Below are 20,926 nucleotides of genomic sequence, written 5' to 3'. Positions count from 1 at the left end.
GAAAGACATGTCGGACCTGATCTATCTTACCGCGACCGAGGCTCTGGCCCGGTTCGCCGACAAGAGCCTGTCACCGGTCGAATTGCTGTCGGCGCAGATCGCCCGGGCCGAGGCCACGGCAGAAACCGTCAACGCCTTTACCCATACCCATTTCGACGAGGCGATGGACCTGGCACGGGCCGCCGAGGCGCGCTGGACCAAGGGCGCGCCGAATGGCCCGCTGGACGGGCTGGCGGTGGCGATCAAGGACGAGAGCATGATCGCGGGCAAGCCCACGTCGAGCGGCTCGCTTATCATGCAGGATTTCGTGGCCGACCATACCTCGCCCATGAACCAGCCCATTCTGGCCTCGGGCGCCATCGTGCATGCACGCACGGCGACACCCGAGTTTTCGTGCGCCGGGTTCACCTGGTCGCGGCTGTGGGGGGTGACGCGAAATCCGTGGAACCGCGCGTTCACTCCCGGCGGGTCGTCGGGCGGGTCGGCGGCAGCGCTGGCGGCAGGGACAACGACGCTGGCCACCGGGTCGGACATCGGCGGGTCGATCCGTATTCCGGCGTCCTGCTGCGGGCTGGTAGGGTACAAGCCGCCCTATGGGCGCAACCCCGACGACATCCCGTTCAACCTGGATTTCTATTGCCATACCGGGCCGCTGGCACGTTCGGTTTCGGATGCGATCGTGCTCCAGAACCTGATGAGCGGGCCGAACCCGCTGGATATCTCGACCCTGAAGCCCAAGCTGGTGCTGCCCGACAGTTATCCCGACATTCGCGGCTGGAAGATCGCGCTGTCGATGGATCTGGGCAGTTTCACCGTGTCCGAGGACGTGCGGCGCAACACGCAAGCGGCGGCGCAGGTGTTCCGCGATCTGGGCGCGACGGTGGAGGAGGTCGAGATCGGCTGGGGCCCGGAAGTGCCGGAAGCCTGCTGGGCCTATCTGACCCATATCTTTGGCGGTGCCCTGTCCGAGGAGCTGGAGACTCATGGCGACCTGATGACCACCTATTGCCGGGCCTTCGCGGAAAGCTCGCTGAGTTCGACCGCGCGCGATTTCGTGCGCTCGCTGCAAGTGGCGGGCGAAAGCTACAAGAAGCTGGGGCCGCTGTTGGAACGGTACAATTGCCTGATCTGCCCCACCAACGCGTTGCCCGCCGTGCGCGCCGATTTCGACCCATCGACCGAGGGGCTGGAGATCGAAGGGGTATCGGTGCGGCCCGAGCTGGGCTGGGTGATGACGACGCCCTTCAACATGATGAGCCGCTGCCCGGTGATCTCGGTGCCGTCGGGCTTTGCCGGAAATGGCGTGCCGACCGGCATCCAGATCGTCGGACCGACCTATAGCGACGAGGTGGTGTTCCAGGCGGCGATGGCCTATGAGGCGGCGCAGGGCGGCTGGTTCGCGGATGCGGCAGGCAGGCCGAAACTGACCTAAGCGGGAACTGCCCCGGAAATGTGAGTTTCGTATTCCACGTCCATGGCTTATGGTGTCGCGACCAGACTGCCAGGGCAAAGGACAGCATGTCGAAATTCGATGGATATTTCCTGCGCCAGTTGCTGGTGCTCTGCGGGTTTTTTGCCTTTGTCCTGGTCGGCGTGTTCTGGATCAGCAAGGCGGTCAGCCTGTTCGACAAGCTGATCAGCAGTGGCCAGACGGCCATGGTGGCGCTGGAGTTCACGGCGCTGTCGCTGCCCTCGCTCATCCGCACGGTGATGCCGATGGCGGCCTTTGCCGCCACCGTCTATGTCACCAACCGCCTGAACCGGGAAAGCGAGCTGACGGTGATGCTGGCCACCGGAACCAGCCCGATGCGGCTGGCGCGGCCGGTGGTTCTGTTCGGGCTGATCTGCGCGGTGATGCTGGGCACGATCACGCTTTACCTGCGCCCCGCCTCGCTGCAACGGCTGGAGGCGCGGCAGGCCGAAGTGGCGGGCGACATGACGGCGCAACTGCTGAATGACGGGCAGTTCATGCATCCGGTCAAGGGTGTCACCGTCTACATCGGCAATATCGGCCGCGACGGCACGCTGAGCGATGTCTACCTGTCGGACCGGCGGCGGCCGGAGCAGGTGGTGACCTATACCAGTTCCAAGGCCTTTCTGGCGCGCAGCGGCGAGCAGGTGGCGCTGGTGATGGTCGAGGGCACGGCCTTGCAGATGGATGCCAAGACCAAGCTGCTGTCGACCACGGTGTTCAGCGATTTCACCTATGACATCTCGGCACTGGCCCGGCGCGACGAGGTCCGGTCGCGGGACATTCGCGGTATTCCGACGCTGGAGCTGAACCGGGCACGGCTGGGCGGGCCCGGGGCCGATACCTATGCCCATGGCGATATCGTGGAAGAGTTACAGGAGCGGCTGTCTTGGCTGGCCATCAGCGTGGCGGTAGCGATGGTCGGCTTTTCGACCCTGATGCTGGGCACGTTCTCGCGCTTTGGGCTGTGGCCGCAATTGCTGGGTGCCTTTGCGCTGCTTGTTGCGATCGAGGGGCTGCGCGGGGTCGCATCGGCGACAGTGACCGAGCATCCGAACCTGTGGTGGCTGCAACATATGCCCGCACTCGGCGGTATCGCGGTGTCTGTGCTGTTTCTCAGGATCGCGGGACGACCTGTGCGGCTGAGACGGCGCGCGGCCGCGGCGGTCTGAGGCGCCGGGTCAGAGCGACAGTCCGGTCTTGCGGCCCTCGTGTATGGCGGCGGCGGCCAGTCGCGGGGCGGCAGCGTCGCCGATGCTGGTGGCCTCGATCACCATCTCCAGCAACTCTTGAGCCAGACTAGTTTCAGGCGTGTTGGCAGTAGCGAGAACCAGGCTGTCGGCGGCGATGGTTTCGGTCTCGCCGGTCAGCAGCGACAGGATCGAGACGCCTGCCTCGCTCCACCCTGTCAGGGCGCTTTCGGTGACAAACCGCACCCCCAGCCCCGCCAGCGTGGCGCGGGCGGGGAAATCGGTGGCCGAGCGGGCCAGTTCCCGCCCGATCATCGGGTCGGGGGTGACGATGGTGACCTTGTGGCCCTTTTCCGCCAGATGCCAGGCGGTGCCGATGCCGCGCCAGTTGCCTGCCTCGTCCAGCAGCACGACATGGTCCCCCAGCTGGGCGGCACGGGTCATCACGTCGTGGATGGACCAGACCTGCCCGCGTTCGATCCCCGGCAGGCGGGCCACATGCGGCAGCGCCTTTTGGAACCCCGTTTCCGGCGGGGCGGAGCCGGTGGCCAGTATCACATGGTCGGCCCCGATGGCGGCGACGTCCTGGGCATCCATATAGGTGTTAAACCGGATTTCGACCTGAAGCTGGCGCAGCTGCCGTTCGTACCAGCCAATCAGGTCGGTGATCTGGGCCCGGCGCGGTTGCAGCCCGGCAAGCCGGAATTGTCCGCCGAGTTCCGGCCCCGCCTCGGCCAGGATCACCCGGTGCCCGCGTTCGGCAGCCACCCGGGCGCATTCCAGCCCGGCAGGGCCGCCGCCCACCACCAGTACGGTTTTGGGGGTCTGCGCGGGCGTGAACCGGTCGCCACCCCAGAGGTATTCGTGCCCGGCCGAGGGGTTCACAAGGCAGGAGATATAGTAATCGCGCCCGCGCCGTCCCCAGCATTGCTGGTTGCACGACAGGCAGCCGCGGATGTCTTGCGCCGCGCCGCGTTCGGCCTTGGCCACCAGATGCGGGTCGGCGATCTGGCCGCGCACGATCGACACCAGATCGGCCCGCCCTGCCCCCAGCACGGTGTTGGCGTTGTCGGGGGTGCGGATATTGGCCTCGGCGGTGACCAGCGCGGTCAGGTTGGCCTGTTTCAGCCGCTCGGCCAGATCGGCGCCGAGGTTTTCGGCATACTGAAAGCTGGGCAGGAGCTTGTAGAAGTCGAAATAGCTGCCCGAACCGACGGTGACATAGTCCATCAGCCCTTGCGCGTCATGCAGCGCCACAATCTCGACCATCTCGTCATGGCTGAGGCACACGGGCTTGTCGGAATCGTCGTTCACCGACAGGCCGATGATGAAATCGGGACCACAGGCGGCGCGGATGCGCGCCATGATCTCGCGCGAAAGCCGGGTGCGGTTTTCAAGGGAGCCGCCCCAATGGTCGCTGCGCTGGTTGGAAAACGGTGTCCAAAACTGGTCGAGCAGGCAGTGATAGGCGGCCCAGACCTCGACCCCGTCAAACCCGGCCTTCTGACAGCGGATCGCGGCATCGACAAAACCCTGAATGGTTTCCTCGATCTCGTCGTCGGTCATGGCGTGGCTGCCATCGTTGTCGTGATAGCTGGGCCCGCCCGAGGGCGACCAGTTGGCGTGCCAGGAATTGTCCCAGTCACCATGGGCGCCGACATGATAGAGCTGCTGGATCATTACCGTGCCATGCGCCTTGCAGGCCTGGGTGATGCGGGCGAAATGCGGGATGACGTCATCGCTGGAATGGCGGAAATTGCCGCGCGTCAGAACCGCGGCGGCATGGACCGGCATCGGCTCGACCACGATCATCGCGGCGCCCCCCATGGCGCGTTCCTGGTAGTAGGCCAGGTGCTGGTCGCCCGGCAGGCCGTCATGGGCCATGTTGGTGGTATGGGCGCCGAACACGATGCGGTTTTTCAACACCTTGTGGCGCAATTGAACCGGGGTGAAGACATGCTTGAAGCTCATGCGTCTTGCTCCAGCCTATCAAGCCCCGCACGCAGGCTGTCGCCCATGCCCGAGTCCTCCATATGCAGGCGCAGGCGCTGGTTGTAGCCGCCCGGCGTATTCAGCGCCGCGATCAGGCTGGCACAGTCGCTGCCCGCGAGGCTGGAGGCGACGAGCGCGCGCAGGAATGCCTCTCCCTGCACGGGGTCCGAGACGCGGGAGGAGAGCCAGCCCGCCGCATCATCCACCATCCGGGTGACTGGCGACAGCACCGCCTGGGCGCAGAGATAGGCCGCCATCTCGGCGGCGTCCTTCAGCGCAAAGATCTGGTTGCGCGCGCCAAACAATGCGCGGACCAGATCGGCGTCGCCCTGCATCATGATGGGCGAGCCGCCCTGTGCGATGCCCGGAAAGGGCATCATGATCGCGGCGGCGCGGGCGGGGGCGACCATCTGTGCCACCTCCTCCAGCGTGGCGCCCGCCATCAGGGTGATCACCTGCTGATCGGTGCGAAAGGTCAAGGCACCAAGGATGCCCGACGCCTTTTCGGCCATCAGCCCGAGGATGACGATATCGCTGGCGTCCGCGACCGCCTGATTTGAGGCGACCGAGACATTGGGGTAAGCGGCGGCCAAGGCCTGCGCATTGGCCGCGCTGCGTTCGGATACGGTGATCGCATGCCCGGCGCCCGCGATGCCGTGCACGACGGCGGTTGCGATGGTTCCGGTTCCGATCACCCCGATGCGCATGTCAGATGTCCTTCATCAGCCTCAGCGCGTCATAAATCGCGGCATGGGTGTTGCGGGCGCTGACCGCGTCGCCAATGCGGAAGAGCTGGAACGCGCCGTCGGGGTTGGTTTCGACCTCCTGCGGCCGCCCGTCGATCAGCGCCTGATAGTCGACCTCGCCCCCGTTGCGCGACAGCGGGCGCAATTCGAAATAGAGGTCGGCCATCGGCATGGTGCCATAGTTCACCACCACCTGATCATAGGTCTGGTCCTTGGCAAAGCTGCTGTAATCGGTACCGATTTTGGCGCGCAGCCGGTTACCGTCGCGGGTCACGTCCAGCAGGCGACGGGTGACGGTAAAGGTCACATCCTTGTCCTGAAGCGCGCGCATATAGGGCACCAGGTTCATGCCCATGATATCGGGGGCAAAGCTGCGATCGGGGGTCATCACCTCGACCTTGGCGCCAGCATTGGCGGCGATCTCGGCCGCCATCACGCCCGGGTGGTCGCCGCTTTCGTCATAGATCAGCACCTCGCGCCCCGGTTTCACATCGCCCGAGATCATGTCCCAGGCGCTGACCAGCAGGTCGTTCTCATGCCCGGATTCGAAGAGTTTGGTGTTGGGCAGGCCGCCGGTGGCGACGATCACCACATCGGGGTTCAGCGCGGTCACATCCGCGACCTCGGCCCAGGTGTTGAAGTGAAACGCGACATCGCGGGCGGCGCATTGCGCCATGCGCCAGTCGACAATGCCGATCATCTCGCGGCGGCGCGGGTTTTGCACGGTCAGGCGGATCTGGCCGCCGGGGTCAGGCTGAGCCTCGAACACGGTCACAAGGTGGCCGCGCTCGGCGGCGACGCGCGCGGCCTCGAGCCCCGCAGGACCGGCGCCGACAATCACCACCCGCTTGCGGGTCTCCGCCGCCGGGATCTGATGCGGCATGGTCAGTTCGCGCCCGGTGGCCGGGTTGTGGATGCAGAGCGCCTCGCCCGCCTGATAGATCCGGTCGAGGCAATAGGTGGCGCCGACACAGGGGCGGATGTCGTGTTCGCGCCCCTCGACGATCTTTTGCACCAGATAGGGGTCGGCCATATGGGCGCGGGTCATGCCCACCATGTCGAGCTGCCCGGTGACAATGGCATGGCGCGCGGTGGCAACATCGGGGATTTTTGAAGCGTGGAAGGTGGGCATCCCCACCTCGGCCCGGACCCGCCCGGCGAAATCGAGATGCGGCGCGGCCTTCATCCCCTGTACTGGGATCATGTCAGTCATCGCCGGGTCGGTATGGATCCGGCCCCGGTTGATATTGAGATAATCGAGCTGCCCGGTCGCCTTGAACATATGGGCGATCTGCATGCCCATCTCTTCGGTGATGCCGCCCGTCTGCGCCTCGTCGGGGGCAAAGCGGGTGCCGACGATAAAATCCTCACCCACCCGCTTGCGCACCGCGTCGATGATGTCGAGCGTCAGTTGCATCCGGGTTTGCAGCGTCGCCTTGCCATAGGGGCCGTCGAGCTCGTTGCTGAGCGGCGACATGAACTGATCCAGCAGGTGGCCATGGGTCATGATCTCGACCCCGTCCAGCCCCGCCAGTTTCATCTTTTCGGCGGCATCGGCGAAATCGCCGATGATGCGGGAAATGTCCCACTCCTCGGCCAGTTTCGGGAACCGGCGGTGCGCCGGTTCCCGGTCGGATGTCGAGCTGACCGAAGGCAGCCATGCGCCCTTGTCCCAGCCGGTGCGGCGGCCAAGGTGGGTCAGTTGGATCATCACCGCGCAGCCGTGGTCGTGGCATTCGTCGGCCAGCTTCTTCATCCAGCCCACCACCTCGTCACGCCAGACCAGGATGTTGTTGAACACCGGCGGGCTGTCTCGGCTGACCGAGGCGGACCCGGCGGTCATGGTCATCGCCACGCCCGCCTTGGCGCGTTCGACGTGATAGGCGCGATAGCGGTCCTTGGGCAGGCCGTCCTCGGGATAGGCCGGTTCATGACTGGTGGTCATGATCCGGTTTTTCAGGGTCAGGTGTTTCAGCTGATAGGGTTGCATTAGCGGGTCGCGAGACATGGGGTTTCCTCAGTACCAGGCATCGGGCATGGAGGCTTTCTTGCGGTCGATGAAATCGCGCAACGCCTCATTGGTGGCGTCGTCCATCGCCGGTGCCTCGTAGCTGTTCAGGATGTCCTTCCACCGCTTGTTGGCGCGGATGGCATAGTCGGCGCTGCCCTGTTCGAACCAGGTCTCGTGGGTCTGGTCGTCGTTCAACCCGCTATCCCAATAGGCGGTTTCATAGTGGCGCAGGGTGTGGTCGGTGCCGAACATATGCTCGCCCGGGCCATTCTGCGCCAGCGCGTCGAAGCCAAGCGTATCCTCGTTCACCTCGATCCCGGCCAGATAGGAATGCAGCGCCCCGCACATATCGGTGTCCATCACGAATTTCTCGTAGGACATGCTGAGCAGACCGTCGACGAAACCGGCCGAATGCAGGATATAGTTCGCCCCGCCCTGCACCGCCGACATCATCGACATCATCGCCTGCTGCATGGCCTGCCCGTCGGGCGCCTTGGAGGTCGAGAAGTTGCCGGCGCAGCGCAGCGGCATGTTCAGACGGCGCGCCAGCTGGCCCATCACCAGCGATCCCAGCGCCGGTTCCGGCGTGCCGAAGGTCGGGCTGCCCGTGCGCAAGCTCATCGACGACAGGAACCCGGCCAGAATGGCCGGCGCCCCCGGACGGGTCAGCTGGGCGATGGCGCAGGAGGCCATGGATTCGGCCAGGCACTGCGCCACGGCCCCTGCCATGGTCAGCGGCGACACGGCACCACCCAAGAGGAACGGCAGGTGGATCGACCCCTGCCCCGCCGCCGCATAGGTACGGATGCCCGCCGCCGTGACCCCGTCGATCACCAGCGGCGAGGTGGTGTTGAAATTGCCCATGATGACGCAGTTCTGGTCAACAAACTCTGCCCCGAACAGGATGCGGCACATCTCGATACTGTCGGCGGCGCGTTCGGGCGCGGTGATCGAACCCAGAAAGGCCCGGTCTGAATAGCGCATGTGGGCATAGACCATGTCCAGGTGCCGCTTGTTCACCGGGATATCGGTGGGTTCGCAGATAGTGCCGCCGGAATGGTGCAGCCAGGGCGAGGACTGACCCAGCTTGATCAGGTTCTGGAAGTCCTGGATGGTACCGTAGCGGCGGCCATTGTCCATATCCATCACGAAGGGCGAGCCATAGGCGGGCGCGAACACCATCGCGTCGCCGCCGATATCGACATTGTTGGCCGGGTTGCGCGCATGCTGGGTAAAGCGCGCAGGCGCGGTTTTCAGGATCTCGCGCAGCATGCCCGGTTCGAACCGGACATTCCAGGTGTTGGCGCGCAGTTCGGTCACCTGCGCGCCCGCCTTCTTGTAGAGCGTCATGCTCTCTTCGTCGTCGCGCAACTCGATCCCGATCTCGGCAAGGATACGGTCGGCGGTGGCCTCGATCTTCTCCAGCGCCTCTTCGCCCAGCAGATCGTAGGTCGGGATCTTGCGGGTGATGTAGGGCACCCGCAGGTGCAGGTTCTGTCCCGGTTCGGCCGACCGGCTGGATTTGTCGGAACTGCGGCGCGCGCGCCGCGACCTGGGGGGCGTCTGATCGGTCATGGGTGAAACCTGCGATAAACAGCGAAACTGATCTATCTGTGCGTGACTCGACACTTGTGTCAAGTAACTTGTGCAGTGGTGTCGAGGATGCTAGATCTTGCGCCATGACAATCGCGCCCAAACCCTCCAGCACCGAGGCCGCCTGGCTGACGGCTGCCTATGACCTGCTGACCGAGAGCGGGGTCGAAGCGGTCAAGATCATGCCGCTGGCGCAGAAACTTGGCGTCGCGCGATCGGGTTTTTACTGGCATTTCAAGGATCGCGAGGCTCTCTTGGAGGCGATGGTGCGCCGCTGGGAGGAAAAGAACACCGGCAATCTGGTGGCCCGGACCGAGGCCTTTGCCGAAAGCATCGTCGAGGCGATGTTCAACCTGTTCGATTGCTGGCTGGACGACGCATTGTTCGATGCCCGGCTGGATCTGGCGATTCGCAACTGGGCGCGCAACGACGCCGGGCTTCAGGCGCGGCTCGACCAGGCCGATCTGGCGCGGCAGGACGCGGTCGCCGGAATGTTCCTGCGGTTCGGCTATTCCGCGCAGCAGGCCAATGTGCGGGCGATGACGGTGATGTATACTCAGGTCGGCTATATCTCGATGCGGATCGAGGAAAACCCCGAGACCCGGCTGGCCAATATGCCCGACTATGTCGAGGTGTTCACCGGCGTTGCCCCGTCAGAGACCGACATCGACCGGTTCATGTCCCGCCACCCGGCCTGACCCTGGAAATCCGCCCGCGCTAACCCGTTGTAAACGGACCTGCCGATAACGTCCCGGGGAGCGGAAGAATCCCGGACAGGCAGAATGCCCAGACATTGCATCCCGAATACCATTCTTGCGCCCGCGGTGCGGCTGGCGGTCTTGTGGATGCTTGCACTGGCCGATCCGGCGGCGGCAACGGTCGATCCCGGCACCTCGGGTCTGTGCGACATGGCGGCCCGGCGCGCGGCGCGCACGCATGACGTGCCGCTTGACGTACTGCGCGCGATCACCCGGGTCGAAACCGGGCGCAGCAGCGGCGGCGCGCTGGAACCCTGGCCCTGGACCGTCAACATGGAGGGTGTCGGTCACTGGTTCCCCTCGCAGACCGCCGCGCAGAAGTTTGTCTTTGAACGGTTCAAGTCGGGCGCGCGCAGTTTCGACGTGGGGTGTTTCCAGATCAATTACCGCTGGCACAGTCAGGCCTTCCGCTCGATCGACGATATGTTCGACCCCGAGATCAACGCCGATTACGCCGCCCGCTTTCTCAAGGACCTCTATGGCGAGCTGGGTTCGTGGAAGGCGGCGGCGGGCGCATTTCATTCGCGCACCCAGTCGCTGGCCGATGCCTATGCCGCCCGGTTCGAAACAACGCGGGTCCGGCTGGAAGATGCCGCCCCGGAGCCCCGTACCGGATCGCTGACCGCCGCGCGGGCGCGGCCGCTGATCGCCCTTGGCGGCCAGACGCCTGCGGGCGGAACGCGCCTGGGCTCGCTTGTCGCCACAGGCCAGGCCGGCCGTGCCTTTATCCCGTTCAACTAGGATCGCCGCCTTGCCGAAAATTGACATGAGAACGCTGTTCAGCCCGACAGTTCTGCTGTCGCTGGCGCTGATGGCGATCATCGTAATGATGATCCTGCCGATGCCCGCCTGGGTGCTGGATATCGGGCTGGCGGCCTCGTTCGCGCTGGCGATCCTGATCTTTACCCTGACCCTGTTCATCGAACGGCCACTGGATTTCTCATCCTTTCCGACCATCCTGCTGGCCTCGCTGATGCTGCGGCTGTCGCTGAACGTCTCCTCGACCAAGCTGATCATCGGTCAGGGGCATACCGGGCCGAACGCGGCGGGCGACGTGATCGAGGGGTTTGCCCAGTTCGTGATGAGCGGCAGCATCTTTCTGGGCCTCGTGGTGTTTGGCGTGCTCTTGATCGTCAATTTCATGGTGATCACCAAGGGCGCCGCCCGCATGGCCGAGGTCGGCGCGCGCTTTGCGCTGGACGGGATGCCGGGCAAGCAGCTGGCCATCGACAGCGACATGTCGGCGGGCGCCATCGACCACCAACAGGCCAAGGCCCGGCGCGAGCTGGAACAGCAGGAAACCACGTTTTTCGGCTCGCTCGACGGGGCGTCGAAATTCGTCAAGGGCGATGCCATCGCCGGGCTGTTGATCACGCTCTTGAACCTGGTGATGGGGCTGATCATGGGGGTGATCGTGCATGGCATGCCGGTTGGCGCCGCGTTCGAGACCTATGCCATCCTGACGGTGGGCGACGGGCTGGTGTCGCAGATCCCCGCCGTCATCATCTCGATCGCTTCGGCCCTCTTGTTGGCGCGCGGCGGCACCCAGGGGGCGACCGATACCGCGCTGTTCGCACAACTTGGGCGGCACCCCGCCGCGCTGGCCACGGTGGCGGTGCTGATGGTGCTGTTCGCGCTCGTGCCCGGCCTGCCCTTTCTGCCCTTTATCGCGGGCGGTGCGGTGCTGGGATATGCCGCCTGGTCGATGTATCGCAAGCAACGGGCGGCGGCGGAAAGCGCCGCAAGGGCCGGGGCCGAGGCGGCACCGGCGGCGCGTCAGGGCATCGGCGATATCCTCGACCTGGACGATGTGCATCTGGAATTCGCCCCCGACCTGGTGGCAATGGCGCTTGACCCAGGCACAGGTCTTGACGCCCGGATCGCCAATATGCGCACCCATGTCGCCTCGGTCTACGGGCTGATCCTGCCCGACATCCGGCTGACCGATCAGGCCGAGCTGCCCGCCGGGACCTATGTGATCAAGGTGCAGGGTGTCGAGCAGGCCCGTGGCGTGCTGCACCCCGATCTGATCCTGGCCTTGATGACCGACCAGCCCGACGCCCTGCCCGATGGCAAGGACGTGAGCGAACCGGTCTATGGTGCGCCCGCCCGCTGGATACTGCCCAAGGATCAGGAAAGCGCGGCCCTGTCGGGGGCCACGATCGTGGCCCCGCCCGAGATCCTGGCGACCCATCTGCTGGAGGTGATCAAGCAGAACTTCGCCCGGTTGCTGACGCTCAAATCGCTGCGCCGGCTGCTGTCGGAGATGACGCTGTTGTCCGATCCGGCCCGCGCCGAGGCCAACCGCAAGCTGCTGGACGAGCTGATCCCCGACAAGGTGCCGATCGACACGCTGCACGCGGTGCTGCGGCTCTTGCTGGATGAACGGGTGTCGATCCGCAACATGCCGCTGATCCTGGAATCGGTGGCCGAAGCGCGGCTCGCCACCACCCAGCCCGAGGCGATCTGTGAACATGTCCGCCAGCGGCTGGGCTTCCAGCTGGTGGCCGAGATGAAGCGGCCCGACGGCTCGATCCCGCTGGTGCAACTGGCCCCGGAATGGGAAGAGACCTTTGCCACCTATCAACTGGATGGCGCGGGCGGCGGGCTGGACATCGCGCTGCCGCCCGACCTGTTCAACAGGCTGGCCGACGGGATCGCGGGGCGCCTGGGCCAGACCGCAAGCCAGGGGATTTTCGCGGCACTTGTCACCTCGACCCGCAGGCGGCGGTTCCTGCGCACCATCCTTCGGGCGCGCGGCATCTCGAACCCGGTACTTTCGTTTGAGGAAATCGGGCTTGAGGCGCGGCCTTCGCTGGTCGGGCAGGTGCCGGCATGATCGCGCTGCCGCCTGAGCTCTTGACGCTGATCTCGGCCGAGCTCTGGCAGGTGTTCGCGGTGTTCCTGCGGGTCTCGGCCCTGGTTTCGGTGCTGCCCGCGTTTGGAGAATCGTCGATCCCGATGCGGGTCAGGTTCGGGGTCGCGGCGGCGTTTTCGATGATCATCGCCCCCGCGACGCCGCCCGCGCCCGCCGTCGCGGACCCGGTGCAGTTTGCCGCCCTGGCGGGCACCGAGGCGCTGGCCGGGCTGGCCATGGGCCTCGGCATCCGGCTTTTTGCCATGGCGCTTCAGGTGGCGGGGATGATCGCGGCCCAGGCCACCTCGCTGTCGCAGCTTTTGGGTGGCGCGGTCAGCGAGCCGACACCGGCGATGGGGCATCTGCTGATGATGGCGGGCCTGACCCTGGCGGTCATGGCCGGGCTGCATGTGCGCGCTGCCGAGTTCCTGATTCGGTCCTATACCCTGTTTCCGGTAGGCCAACTGCCGGGCGCCGGGCACCTGACCCAATGGGGCGTGGCGCAGGTGAGCCGGATGTTCGCCCTGGCCTTTGGCCTGGCCGCGCCTTTTGTCATCGCCTCACTCATCTACAACCTCGCGCTGGGGGCGATCAATCGGGCGATGCCGCAGTTGATGGTGGCCTTTGTCGGGGCGCCGCTTATCACCTTTGGCGGCTTGGCGCTGCTCCTGGTGGCAACGCCGGTGATCCTGTCGGTCTGGCTTGACGCCTTGATGGCGTTCTTCCAGGACCCGGTCGGGGCGCGGCCATGAGCGGACCCGACGACGACAGCGAAAAGTCATTCGAGCCGACGCCGCACAAGTTGCAGAAGGCGCGCGAACGCGGCGAGGTCGCCCGGTCGGCCGACCTGTCGATGGTAGCGGGCTATGCCGGCATGACCCTGGCGCTGACCGGGCTGGGCGCGGCGGGGATGACGCAGTTGGCCAACCCGCTGGTCGTTCTCATCGACCAGTCCGACGGGCTGTCGCGGCTGATCTTCGACGGTCCTGCGGCCGGCCCGGTCGGCGGCCTCCTCGGCGCCGTATCGGTCGCGCTGCTGCCGGTTTTTGTCATCCCCGCCGCGGCGGTGATCCTGTCGGTGGTGGCACAGCGCGCATTTGTCATGGCGCCCTCCAAGCTGGAGCCGAAGCTGTCGCGCATCTCGATCGTCTCGAACGCCAAAAACAAGTTCGGGCGCGGCGGTCTGTTCGAGTTTGGCAAGAGCTTCGTCAAGCTGCTGCTCTACTCGGTGACGCTGGGCCTCTTTATCCGGGTGAACCTGACCGAGATCGTGGCCACCGCCGGAATGGACGCCCGCCAGTCGGTTCTGGTCATGGCGCGGCTCTTGTCCGGCTTCATGTTCCTGGTGGTCGCGGTCGCGCTGGTGATCGGCGCGGTCGACTTTCTGTGGCAGCACGCCGAGCACATCCGCAAGAACATGATGTCCCGCAAGGAGATCATGGACGAGATGAAGGACGCCGAGGGCGACCCGCATGTCAAGAGCCAGCGCCGCCAGCGCGGGCAGGAGATCGCGATGAACCAGATGCTGGCCGATGTGCCCGGCTCGGACGTGGTGATCGTGAACCCGACGCATTACGCGGTTGCGCTGAAATGGTCGCGGCAAAAGGGGTCCGCACCGGTCTGCGTGGCCAAGGGCGTCGACGAGACCGCCGCCGCGATCCGGCGCGCCGCGATCGAGGCCGGGGTGCCGATCCATTCCGATCCGCCCACCGCCCGGGCCCTGCACGCCGTGGTCGAGATCGGGCAGGAAATCGGCGCGGAACACTACAGCCCGGTTGCCGCGGCCATCCGCTTTGCCGAGGCGATGCGGCGGCGGGCACGAGGCAAGATCAGATGAAACGACAGATGTTTGACCGCATGAGCCAGGCCGCCGACGCGCTCTATCTGCGGGAATACGAGCGCATTCGCGTCGTGATGGCCGAGGAGGCCCGGATCGCGGCGCAACTGGCCCAGCTGGACGCGCAACTGGCCAGCCTGCGCGACAGGGATGCATCCGACCACGACTACAGATCCGTGGGCGCCGATATCCTGTGGCAGGCTTGGGAAACCCGTACGCGCCGGACGCTGAACCAGAGCCTGGCGCGCGCGCGGGCGAAACGGCTGACGATGATGGATGGGTTGCGGCTGGCCTTTGGTCGCAAACAGGCGATTGCCGAGCTGGCGCAAAGCCACCGGAACGACATCCTCCAGATGCGCAACAAGCGGTCCCAGGACAGGCTGTGCGCTGATCATGCCGCGCCCCCGGACGGGATTTGAACCGGTCCGTCAACGACCGGCCCGGGCGCGTCAGGAATCCTGACGCGCGATATCCACGATCAGCACCTCGACGATCTGATCGCCAAAGGTCATTTGCGCCGATTCGCGCAACGCGACCCGCAACGGGTCGAGCGTGCCCGGCCGGGTAAAGGCGCCATCAAAGCCGCCGATATTGGCATGGTCGAACAGCACCCGCAGGAAACCGTCGCGCAGCTTGGGCTCCTTGGCAAAGAAATTGTCCGAGAACCCGGTCTTCACTTCGAGACTGAGCGTTACGGTGGCCAGCCCGGCGACCCGGTCATTGCTGACCAGCGGCACCACAAAGGGCTTGCTCATCTTGACATATTCGTTGCCGCTCGCCTCGGCGCCCTCGCCCTTGTCGCTGGCGTGATCGCTCGGGGGCTTGCCATGGCTGTCCTCGGTTGGCGGCTTGGCCGCGGTTTCGGCCTGGTTGCCAGCGCCGGACCCCTTGGGGCCCAGCGCGATGCCCGCGCCGATCCCCGCGCCGACTCCGAGGACCAGCATCAGGACCGGAAGAAGTTTTCCCAGCATCGCGCCCCCTCAGAACGGCAGGACCATGTCCAGCACCTGCTGGCCATAGCGCGGTTGCTGCACATCGGTGATCTGGCCGCGCCCGCCATAAGAAACCCGGGCCGACGCGATCTTGTCATAGGTGATCTCGTTCTGGCGCGAGATGTCCTCGGGCCGGACAAATCCCGATACCAAAAGCTCGCGCAGTTCGAAATTCACCCGCAGTTCTTGCGAGCCGGAGATCGACAGGACCCCGTTCGGCAGCACGTCCACCACGGTGGCCGCAACCCTCAGGGTCAGCTTCTCCTTGCGCTTGACCGAGCCCCGACCGCCCGAGGCGCTGGTGGAATCGACCGAGACCGCCTCGTCCAGCGAAGCGCCTTCGGGCAGGTGTTCGTCTATCCGCTGCGGCAGGCCGAAGAGGCCCGGCACCGACAGGCTCTCGGAGCCCGAGCGCGAGCGGTTGGTGTCGTTCGAGATCTCGGCCTTTTCGTCGATCTCGATCACCACGGTCAGGATATCGCCCTTTTTCATCGCCCGCTGGTCACCCAAGAGCGAGCTTTGCCCGCCGCTCCACAGCGAGGCGCGGTCGACGGTGCGCTGCGGCTGGGTATAGAGCGGCAGACCGGGCCAGAGCATTGCCACCTGTTCAGGCGACTCGGTGTTGGGCGTGAAACTTGGCGCCTTGCCCAGATGGTCGGCCCGTCCGCAGGCGGACAGGACCAGGGCAAGGGCGATCAGGCGCGGAACAGGGCGGGAGTGGAGCATCATTTCACCTCGATGGAGCCGTCCGGGCGGATCTGCCCGGAGACGGTGGTTCGGGAACTCAGGTTCATGACCCGGATCACATCGCCCGCGGCCCCGCGCCCCAGGGCGCGGCCTTCGGTCGAGATGACCAGCGAACCACGATCGAAATAGAGCGTGACCAGGTCGTTGCGGTCGACGATGGCGGGCGGGCCGATATCGTCGTAGCGGATCGGCCGACCGGGATAGAGGGCGACGCGCGCCTCTTGCCCGACAACCTCGGACGGGTCGGCATAGACCCCTGCCATGTCCACGGATTTCAGCACCAGATCCTCGGGGCCGATGATCGCCTTGGCGCGGATCGTGCGCGACGGCACCAGGATCTCGGCCGTCGCCGCCTGTGGCAGGCAGAGCGCCAGGGCCAGGGCCAGGGCCAGGGTACGCATCAGCGCACCTGTGTGGTGGCGCTCATCATCTGGTCCACCGCCGAAATCACCTTGGCATTCATCTCGTATCCGCGCTGCGCCTCGATCAGCTCGGTCACCTCGCGCACCGCGTCGACAGAACTGTCCTCCAGGTACCCTTGCCGCAGGGTGCCCAGGCCGTCTTCGCCCGGGTTGCCGACAATCGGATTGCCCGAGGCCTCGGTCTCCTTGAACAGGTTGCCGCCAACCGCCTCGAGGCCCTTGGCATTGGCAAAGCTCACCAGAGTGATCTGGCCCAAGAGCTGCCCTTCGGCGGTATCGTCGAAATAGGCATAGACCTCGCCCCCGGCATTGATCGACAAAGAGCGCGCATCGGTCGGAATGGTGATCTCGGGCGCCACGGCGTAACCTTCGGAGGTAACCACCAACCCCTCGGCCGAGCGTTTCAACGCCCCGTCACGGGTATAGGCCGACTGCCCGGAGGGCAGCGTCACTTCAAGATAACCGCGCCCTTCGATGGCGAGATCCAGGTCGTTACCGGTGGCCGACAGCGCACCCTGTTGCAGGTGTACGGTCACCGCCGCCGGGCGCACCCCCAGCCCCAGCTGCACCCCGGTGGGCAGCACGGTGCCGTCCGCCGCGTTCACCGTGCCCGCGCGCGAGACCTGCTGGTAGTGCAGGTCGGCAAACTCGGCCCGCCGCGCGTTATAGCCGGTGGTGTTCATGTTCGCGAGGTTGTTCGAGATGGTCTCGACCCGCATCTGCTGGGCGGTCATTCCGGTGGCGGCGATTTTCAGGGCGCGCATATCAGGCTCCTCTTTTCTGGATCAGCGCAACAGCGTGTCGACCGCGTTGCGAATGCGTTGGTCTTCGGTTTCAAGAAAACTCTGCCCAAGCTCATAGGCGCGCTGGATCTCGATCATCCGGGTCATCTGGTCGATGGCGTCCACGTTCGAGCCTTCGAGAAACCCTTGCAGGATGGTTGCGCCCTCGGTCGGTTCCACCCCGCCCTCGGCGCGGAACATCACCCCGCCCTCGCGGATCAGCCCGATGACGTCCACCGGTTGATAGAGCCCGATCTGGCCCAGCAGGCGGCCACCGCCGCTGACGGTGCCATCAGCCCCGACCGTGATCCCGTCGATATCCGGCGGTACGAAGATCGGCGCGCCGTTGGCATCCATCAACCGGTATCCGTCGGGATTGACCAGATCGCCCTGGGCATTGGGAACAAAGGTACCGGCCCGCGTCAGGCGTTCGCCGCCGGGTGTTTCCAGCAGGAAAAACCCATCCCCCTCGATCGCCAGATCGAAATCGCCGTTGGTCTGGGACAGGACCCCCTGCTGCTGCGAGGTGTTGCGGACCTGGCCGCGCGCCATCGACAGGGAACCATCGCCGCGCGTGTCGCGGATGAATTCCGAGAATACCAGCCCCTCTTGCCGGAAACCGGTCGTGGCGGCGTTGGAGATGTTGTTGGCGATCACCCGGGTCTCGTTCATCAGACCAGCCTGCCGGGACAGGATCGAATAGCTTGCGGCTCCCATCAGTAGCCTCCTGCGATCAGGGGTATCAGCGTGGTGGTGAAGTAGTTGACCAGCGTCTGCGCCATGAAACCCATCGAGATCCAGAACACGATGACGATGGCCGCCAGTTTCGGCACAAAGGTCAGAGTCATTTCCTGAATCGAGGTCAGGGCCTGGAACAGGCCCACCGCGACCCCGGTGACCAGCGCGACCGCCAGGATGGGGAACGAGGTGATGACCGCGATCCACAACCCCTGCCGCACCGTGTCAAAGAACAGCCCCTCGGTCATCATGGCTCAGACCGGCATCCTCAGGATTTCCTGATAGGCCTCTACCACCTTGTTGCGCACGGTGACGGCGGTTTCCACCGCCAGTTCCGACTGTGCCAGCGCCTGCACCAGCGCATGCGGATCGGCCTGGCCGATCATCGCCGCCTTGGCGGTATCCTCGCTGTGTTGCAGGGTGGCGGCAAAGTCGCGGAAGGTGTTGCGCAACCCTTGCGAAGCACTCTCCGTGGCGGGATCTGCCTGAGTTGCGGGGCGCGCAGAGGCATATGCCTGGGCGGCGGAAAGGGAGCGGATATCCATTCTGGCTGTCCTTCTGAGTTCTGTCGTTACTTGCGGAGAAGATCCATCAGGCCTGACGACATCTGCCGTGCCTGATCGAAAAGCTTCAGATTGGCCTCATAGCTGCGCTGGGCCTCGCGGGCGTCGGCGATCTCGATCATCAGATCGACGTTCGACCCTTTGTAATGACCGGTGTCATCGGCCATCGGATGCGACGGGTCGAAGATCTCGGGCAGGTCGCGCCGGTCGAGCTTTACCCGGCCGGTGCGCACCAGATCGGTACCCTGGTCGGGGTCGCGGGCGGTTTCGAACGGGACCGTCTTGCGCCGGTATCCCGGCGTGTCGGCGTTCGAGATATTCTCGGACACATGACGCAGGCGGGTGGCCTGGGCGTTCAGCGCACTGGCGGTGACGGCAAGGGATTTGGAAAATTCGCTCATCTCGAAACCTCCTTAGGCGCGGCCCAGGCCGACGCGCAGGATGTTCAACGAGGATTTGTAGATCGCCAGCGCGCGGTCGTGCTGGCGCTTGACCTCGACGGCCTTGAGCATCTGGTTTTCGACACTGACATTGTTGCCGTTGGGATCACCCGGCGCGTCGGTTTCGAAGGTTTCCCAGCTCTGGCTGGCCTGCCCCGCACCGTTCAGGTGACGGTCGCGCGTCGCCTGCATCGGGCGCTCGGCTCCGGTTCCAGCATATGTTTCGGCAAACCCCGTAATGTCGCGCTCGCGGTATCCGGGCGTGTCGGCATTGGCCATGTTCCCCGCCACGACAGCCTGTCGCTGACCCGCATGTGTTGCCATGGCGTACGCCATCTTAAAGACGTTCAAGTCCGAGAACATCGGGGCTTCTCCCTCGATCAATTTCAATCAAGGCTTAACCCCGATTCGTTTAGAAACCGTTGTCAGGGAAGAGAAGGAGACCCCCGATGACGGCACCCGATCTGCGCGCGCTCAAAGCGGCCTTTGACGATCTCAGCCTGGTCCGCCATGTGGGCCGGGTGATAGGCGTGGCGCGCGGAGTGATCCGCATCCAGGGCCTCTCCAGCAAGGCACAGATCGGCGACCGGCTGGAGCTTAAGCGCAATTTTGGCGCCGCCTTGTGGGGCGAGGTGTTGCAGGTCGAGGATGGGATCGTGAACATGCTGCCCGACGGCGCGCCCGAGGGCGTGGCGATGGGTAACCGGGTGGTGCTGCACCAGATCCCCGCATTCTCGCCCGGCCGACACTGGCTGGGCCGGGTCATCGACCCGTTCGGTCGGCCGCTCGATGGCCGCCCACTGCTGCGCGGGGGAAAGGCCCGCGATCTGATGGCCGCGCCGCCGCCTGCGGTGCAGCGCAAACCAATGGGCGCGCGGATAGCGACCGGGCTGTCGGCGCTCAACACCTTGCTGCCCATCGTGCGCGGCCAGCGTGTGGGCCTGTTTGCAGGCTCGGGCGTGGGCAAATCCAGCCTGATGGCGACGCTTGCGCGTTCGATGCAGGCGGATGCGGTGGTGGTGGCCCTGATCGGCGAACGCGGCCGCGAGGTGAACGAGTTTGTCGACAAGGCGTTGGGCCGCGACGGCATGGCTCGGTCCGTGGTGGTCGCCGCCACTTCGGATCAGTCGGCACTGGTGCGGCGCCGCTGCGCCTGGGCGGCGATGAGCGTCGCCGAGGCGCTGCGCGACGAGGGGCTGAACGTGCTGTTCCTGGCCGATTCGATCACCCGTTTCGCCGAGGCGCATCGCGAGATCTCGGCCGCCATGGGCGAGGCGCCGGCGCTGCGCGGCTATCCGCCCTCGGTGACGCCGCTGATCACGGGCCTGTGCGAACGCGCGGGGCCGGGCATCGCGAAACAGGGCGACATTACCGGCGTGTTCAGCGTGCTGGTGGCCGGGTCGGACATGGATGAACCCGTGGCCGACATCCTGCGCGGCGTGCTCGACGGGCATATCGTGCTGAGCCGCGAGATTGCCGAGCGCGGGCGCTTTCCGGCCATCGATGTGGGCCGCTCGGTCTCGCGCAGCCTGCCTGCCGCCGCGACGCCCGAACAGAACGAGCTGATCGCCGAGGCGCGACGCCTGTTGGGCGCCTATGAACAGTCCGAGGTGATGATCAAGGCCGGGCTTTATGCCGAAGGGTCGGATCCGTTGTTGGATCAGGCGGTGCGGCTGTGGCCGGAGTTGGACAGTTTCCTGGCCCGGGCCGACCCGCAGGGGATCGAACACAGTTTCTCGCGCCTGCAACTGATCCTGCGCCGGGCCAAATCCGGCCCCAGAAAGTGA

Annotated in this window: 22 protein-coding genes; 9 read left to right on the top strand and 13 right to left on the bottom strand. The window is 65.5% G+C overall.

Annotated features, from left to right (window positions below):
• Positions 1 to 7: 7 nt before the first annotated feature.
• Positions 8 to 1,432, top strand: coding sequence for an amidase (locus tag G0P99_RS13910; RefSeq protein WP_164130793.1), 1,425 nt, complete (start codon positions 8 to 10; stop codon positions 1,430 to 1,432).
• Between the two features lie 86 nt (positions 1,433 to 1,518).
• Positions 1,519 to 2,643: an LptF/LptG family permease gene (locus G0P99_RS13905; RefSeq protein ID WP_164130791.1), complete on the top strand. Its 1,125-nt coding sequence runs from the start codon at positions 1,519 to 1,521 to the stop codon at positions 2,641 to 2,643.
• Between the two features lie 9 nt (positions 2,644 to 2,652).
• Here the strand turns inward: G0P99_RS13905 and G0P99_RS13900 are convergent, their stop codons facing one another.
• The 4 genes from G0P99_RS13900 to G0P99_RS13885 are packed head-to-tail and all read right to left on the bottom strand — an operon-like array spanning position 2,653 to position 8,985.
• On the bottom strand, positions 2,653 to 4,632 hold the full coding sequence (locus tag G0P99_RS13900; RefSeq protein ID WP_164130789.1) for an FAD-dependent oxidoreductase: 1,980 nt from the start codon (positions 4,630 to 4,632) through the stop codon (positions 2,653 to 2,655).
• Positions 4,629 to 5,360 (bottom strand): NAD(P)-binding domain-containing protein, encoded by a 732-nt coding sequence (locus G0P99_RS13895; RefSeq protein WP_164130787.1) that lies wholly within the window; start codon positions 5,358 to 5,360, stop codon positions 4,629 to 4,631. The genes G0P99_RS13900 and G0P99_RS13895 overlap by 4 nt, the downstream gene beginning before the upstream one ends.
• Position 5,361: 1 nt before the next feature.
• Complete coding sequence (locus tag G0P99_RS13890) at positions 5,362 to 7,407, bottom strand: NADH:flavin oxidoreductase (protein ID WP_164130785.1); 2,046 nt, start codon at positions 7,405 to 7,407, stop codon at positions 5,362 to 5,364.
• 9 nt (positions 7,408 to 7,416) lie between these two features.
• Positions 7,417 to 8,985: a trimethylamine methyltransferase family protein gene (locus G0P99_RS13885; RefSeq protein WP_164130783.1), complete on the bottom strand. Its 1,569-nt coding sequence runs from the start codon at positions 8,983 to 8,985 to the stop codon at positions 7,417 to 7,419.
• Between the two features lie 104 nt (positions 8,986 to 9,089).
• Between G0P99_RS13885 and G0P99_RS13880 the strand changes: the two genes are divergently transcribed.
• From G0P99_RS13880 to G0P99_RS13855, 6 genes are all read left to right on the top strand, one after another.
• Positions 9,090 to 9,701 carry a TetR/AcrR family transcriptional regulator gene (locus G0P99_RS13880; RefSeq protein WP_164130781.1) on the top strand — a complete coding sequence of 204 codons (612 nt, stop codon included), beginning with the start codon at positions 9,090 to 9,092 and terminating at the stop codon, positions 9,699 to 9,701.
• 84 nt (positions 9,702 to 9,785) lie between these two features.
• Complete coding sequence (locus G0P99_RS13875; protein ID WP_164130780.1) at positions 9,786 to 10,502, top strand: transglycosylase SLT domain-containing protein; 717 nt, start codon at positions 9,786 to 9,788, stop codon at positions 10,500 to 10,502.
• A 25-nt stretch (positions 10,503 to 10,527) separates the two neighbouring features.
• Entirely contained in the window at positions 10,528 to 12,600 is a 2,073-nt protein-coding gene (gene flhA, locus G0P99_RS13870; RefSeq protein ID WP_370462786.1) for a flagellar biosynthesis protein FlhA, read from the top strand.
• Positions 12,597 to 13,370 carry a flagellar biosynthetic protein FliR gene (locus G0P99_RS13865; protein ID WP_164130776.1) on the top strand — a complete coding sequence of 258 codons (774 nt, stop codon included), beginning with the start codon at positions 12,597 to 12,599 and terminating at the stop codon, positions 13,368 to 13,370. The genes flhA and G0P99_RS13865 overlap by 4 nt, the downstream gene beginning before the upstream one ends.
• Entirely contained in the window at positions 13,367 to 14,455 is a 1,089-nt protein-coding gene (flhB, locus tag G0P99_RS13860; RefSeq protein WP_164130774.1) for a flagellar type III secretion system protein FlhB, read from the top strand. Before G0P99_RS13865 ends, flhB begins: the two co-directional genes overlap by 4 nt.
• Positions 14,452 to 14,874, top strand: a complete 423-nt coding sequence (locus tag G0P99_RS13855; RefSeq protein ID WP_164130772.1) for a hypothetical protein — start codon at positions 14,452 to 14,454, stop codon at positions 14,872 to 14,874. Before flhB ends, G0P99_RS13855 begins: the two co-directional genes overlap by 4 nt.
• 30 nt (positions 14,875 to 14,904) lie before the next feature.
• On the opposite strand, the gene G0P99_RS13850 is transcribed toward G0P99_RS13855, so the two are convergent.
• From G0P99_RS13850 to G0P99_RS13810, 9 genes are read right to left on the bottom strand one after another with little or no spacing between them, the layout of a single operon-like run.
• Positions 14,905 to 15,426 (bottom strand): flagellar basal body-associated FliL family protein, encoded by a 522-nt coding sequence (locus tag G0P99_RS13850; RefSeq protein WP_164130770.1) that lies wholly within the window; start codon positions 15,424 to 15,426, stop codon positions 14,905 to 14,907.
• Positions 15,427 to 15,435: 9 nt separating this feature from the next.
• Positions 15,436 to 16,173 carry a flagellar basal body L-ring protein FlgH gene (gene flgH, locus G0P99_RS13845; protein ID WP_203583097.1) on the bottom strand — a complete coding sequence of 246 codons (738 nt, stop codon included), beginning with the start codon at positions 16,171 to 16,173 and terminating at the stop codon, positions 15,436 to 15,438.
• Positions 16,173 to 16,595: a flagellar basal body P-ring formation chaperone FlgA gene (gene flgA, locus G0P99_RS13840; protein WP_164130766.1), complete on the bottom strand. Its 423-nt coding sequence runs from the start codon at positions 16,593 to 16,595 to the stop codon at positions 16,173 to 16,175. Before flgA ends, flgH begins: the two co-directional genes overlap by 1 nt.
• The gene (gene flgG / locus G0P99_RS13835) at positions 16,595 to 17,380 is read right to left on the bottom strand and encodes a flagellar basal-body rod protein FlgG (RefSeq protein ID WP_164130764.1); all 786 of its coding nucleotides are present in this window, start codon (positions 17,378 to 17,380) and stop codon (positions 16,595 to 16,597) included. The genes flgA and flgG overlap by 1 nt, the downstream gene beginning before the upstream one ends.
• Before the next feature lie 21 nt (positions 17,381 to 17,401).
• Complete coding sequence (locus tag G0P99_RS13830) at positions 17,402 to 18,115, bottom strand: flagellar hook-basal body complex protein (RefSeq protein WP_164130762.1); 714 nt, start codon at positions 18,113 to 18,115, stop codon at positions 17,402 to 17,404.
• Positions 18,115 to 18,387, bottom strand: coding sequence for a flagellar biosynthetic protein FliQ (locus G0P99_RS13825; protein WP_164130760.1), 273 nt, complete (start codon positions 18,385 to 18,387; stop codon positions 18,115 to 18,117). The genes G0P99_RS13830 and G0P99_RS13825 overlap by 1 nt, the downstream gene beginning before the upstream one ends.
• 3 nt (positions 18,388 to 18,390) lie before the next feature.
• Positions 18,391 to 18,681 (bottom strand): flagellar hook-basal body complex protein FliE, encoded by a 291-nt coding sequence (gene fliE, locus G0P99_RS13820; protein WP_164130758.1) that lies wholly within the window; start codon positions 18,679 to 18,681, stop codon positions 18,391 to 18,393.
• A gap of 26 nt (positions 18,682 to 18,707) precedes the next feature.
• Positions 18,708 to 19,100: a flagellar basal body rod protein FlgC gene (gene flgC, locus G0P99_RS13815; protein WP_164130756.1), complete on the bottom strand. Its 393-nt coding sequence runs from the start codon at positions 19,098 to 19,100 to the stop codon at positions 18,708 to 18,710.
• Positions 19,101 to 19,112: 12 nt separating this feature from the next.
• Positions 19,113 to 19,502 (bottom strand): FlgB family protein, encoded by a 390-nt coding sequence (locus G0P99_RS13810; RefSeq protein ID WP_164130754.1) that lies wholly within the window; start codon positions 19,500 to 19,502, stop codon positions 19,113 to 19,115.
• Positions 19,503 to 19,588: 86 nt separating this feature from the next.
• Here G0P99_RS13810 and G0P99_RS13805 point away from each other — a divergent pair, with 86 nt between their 5' ends.
• Positions 19,589 to 20,926, top strand: a complete 1,338-nt coding sequence (locus tag G0P99_RS13805; protein ID WP_164130752.1) for a FliI/YscN family ATPase — start codon at positions 19,589 to 19,591, stop codon at positions 20,924 to 20,926.

This window comes from Ruegeria sp. PrR005, from assembly GCF_010500245.1.
Lineage (GTDB): Bacteria > Pseudomonadota > Alphaproteobacteria > Rhodobacterales > Rhodobacteraceae > Ruegeria_B > Ruegeria_B marisflavi.
This window is presented reverse-complemented; position numbering and strand designations above follow the sequence as displayed.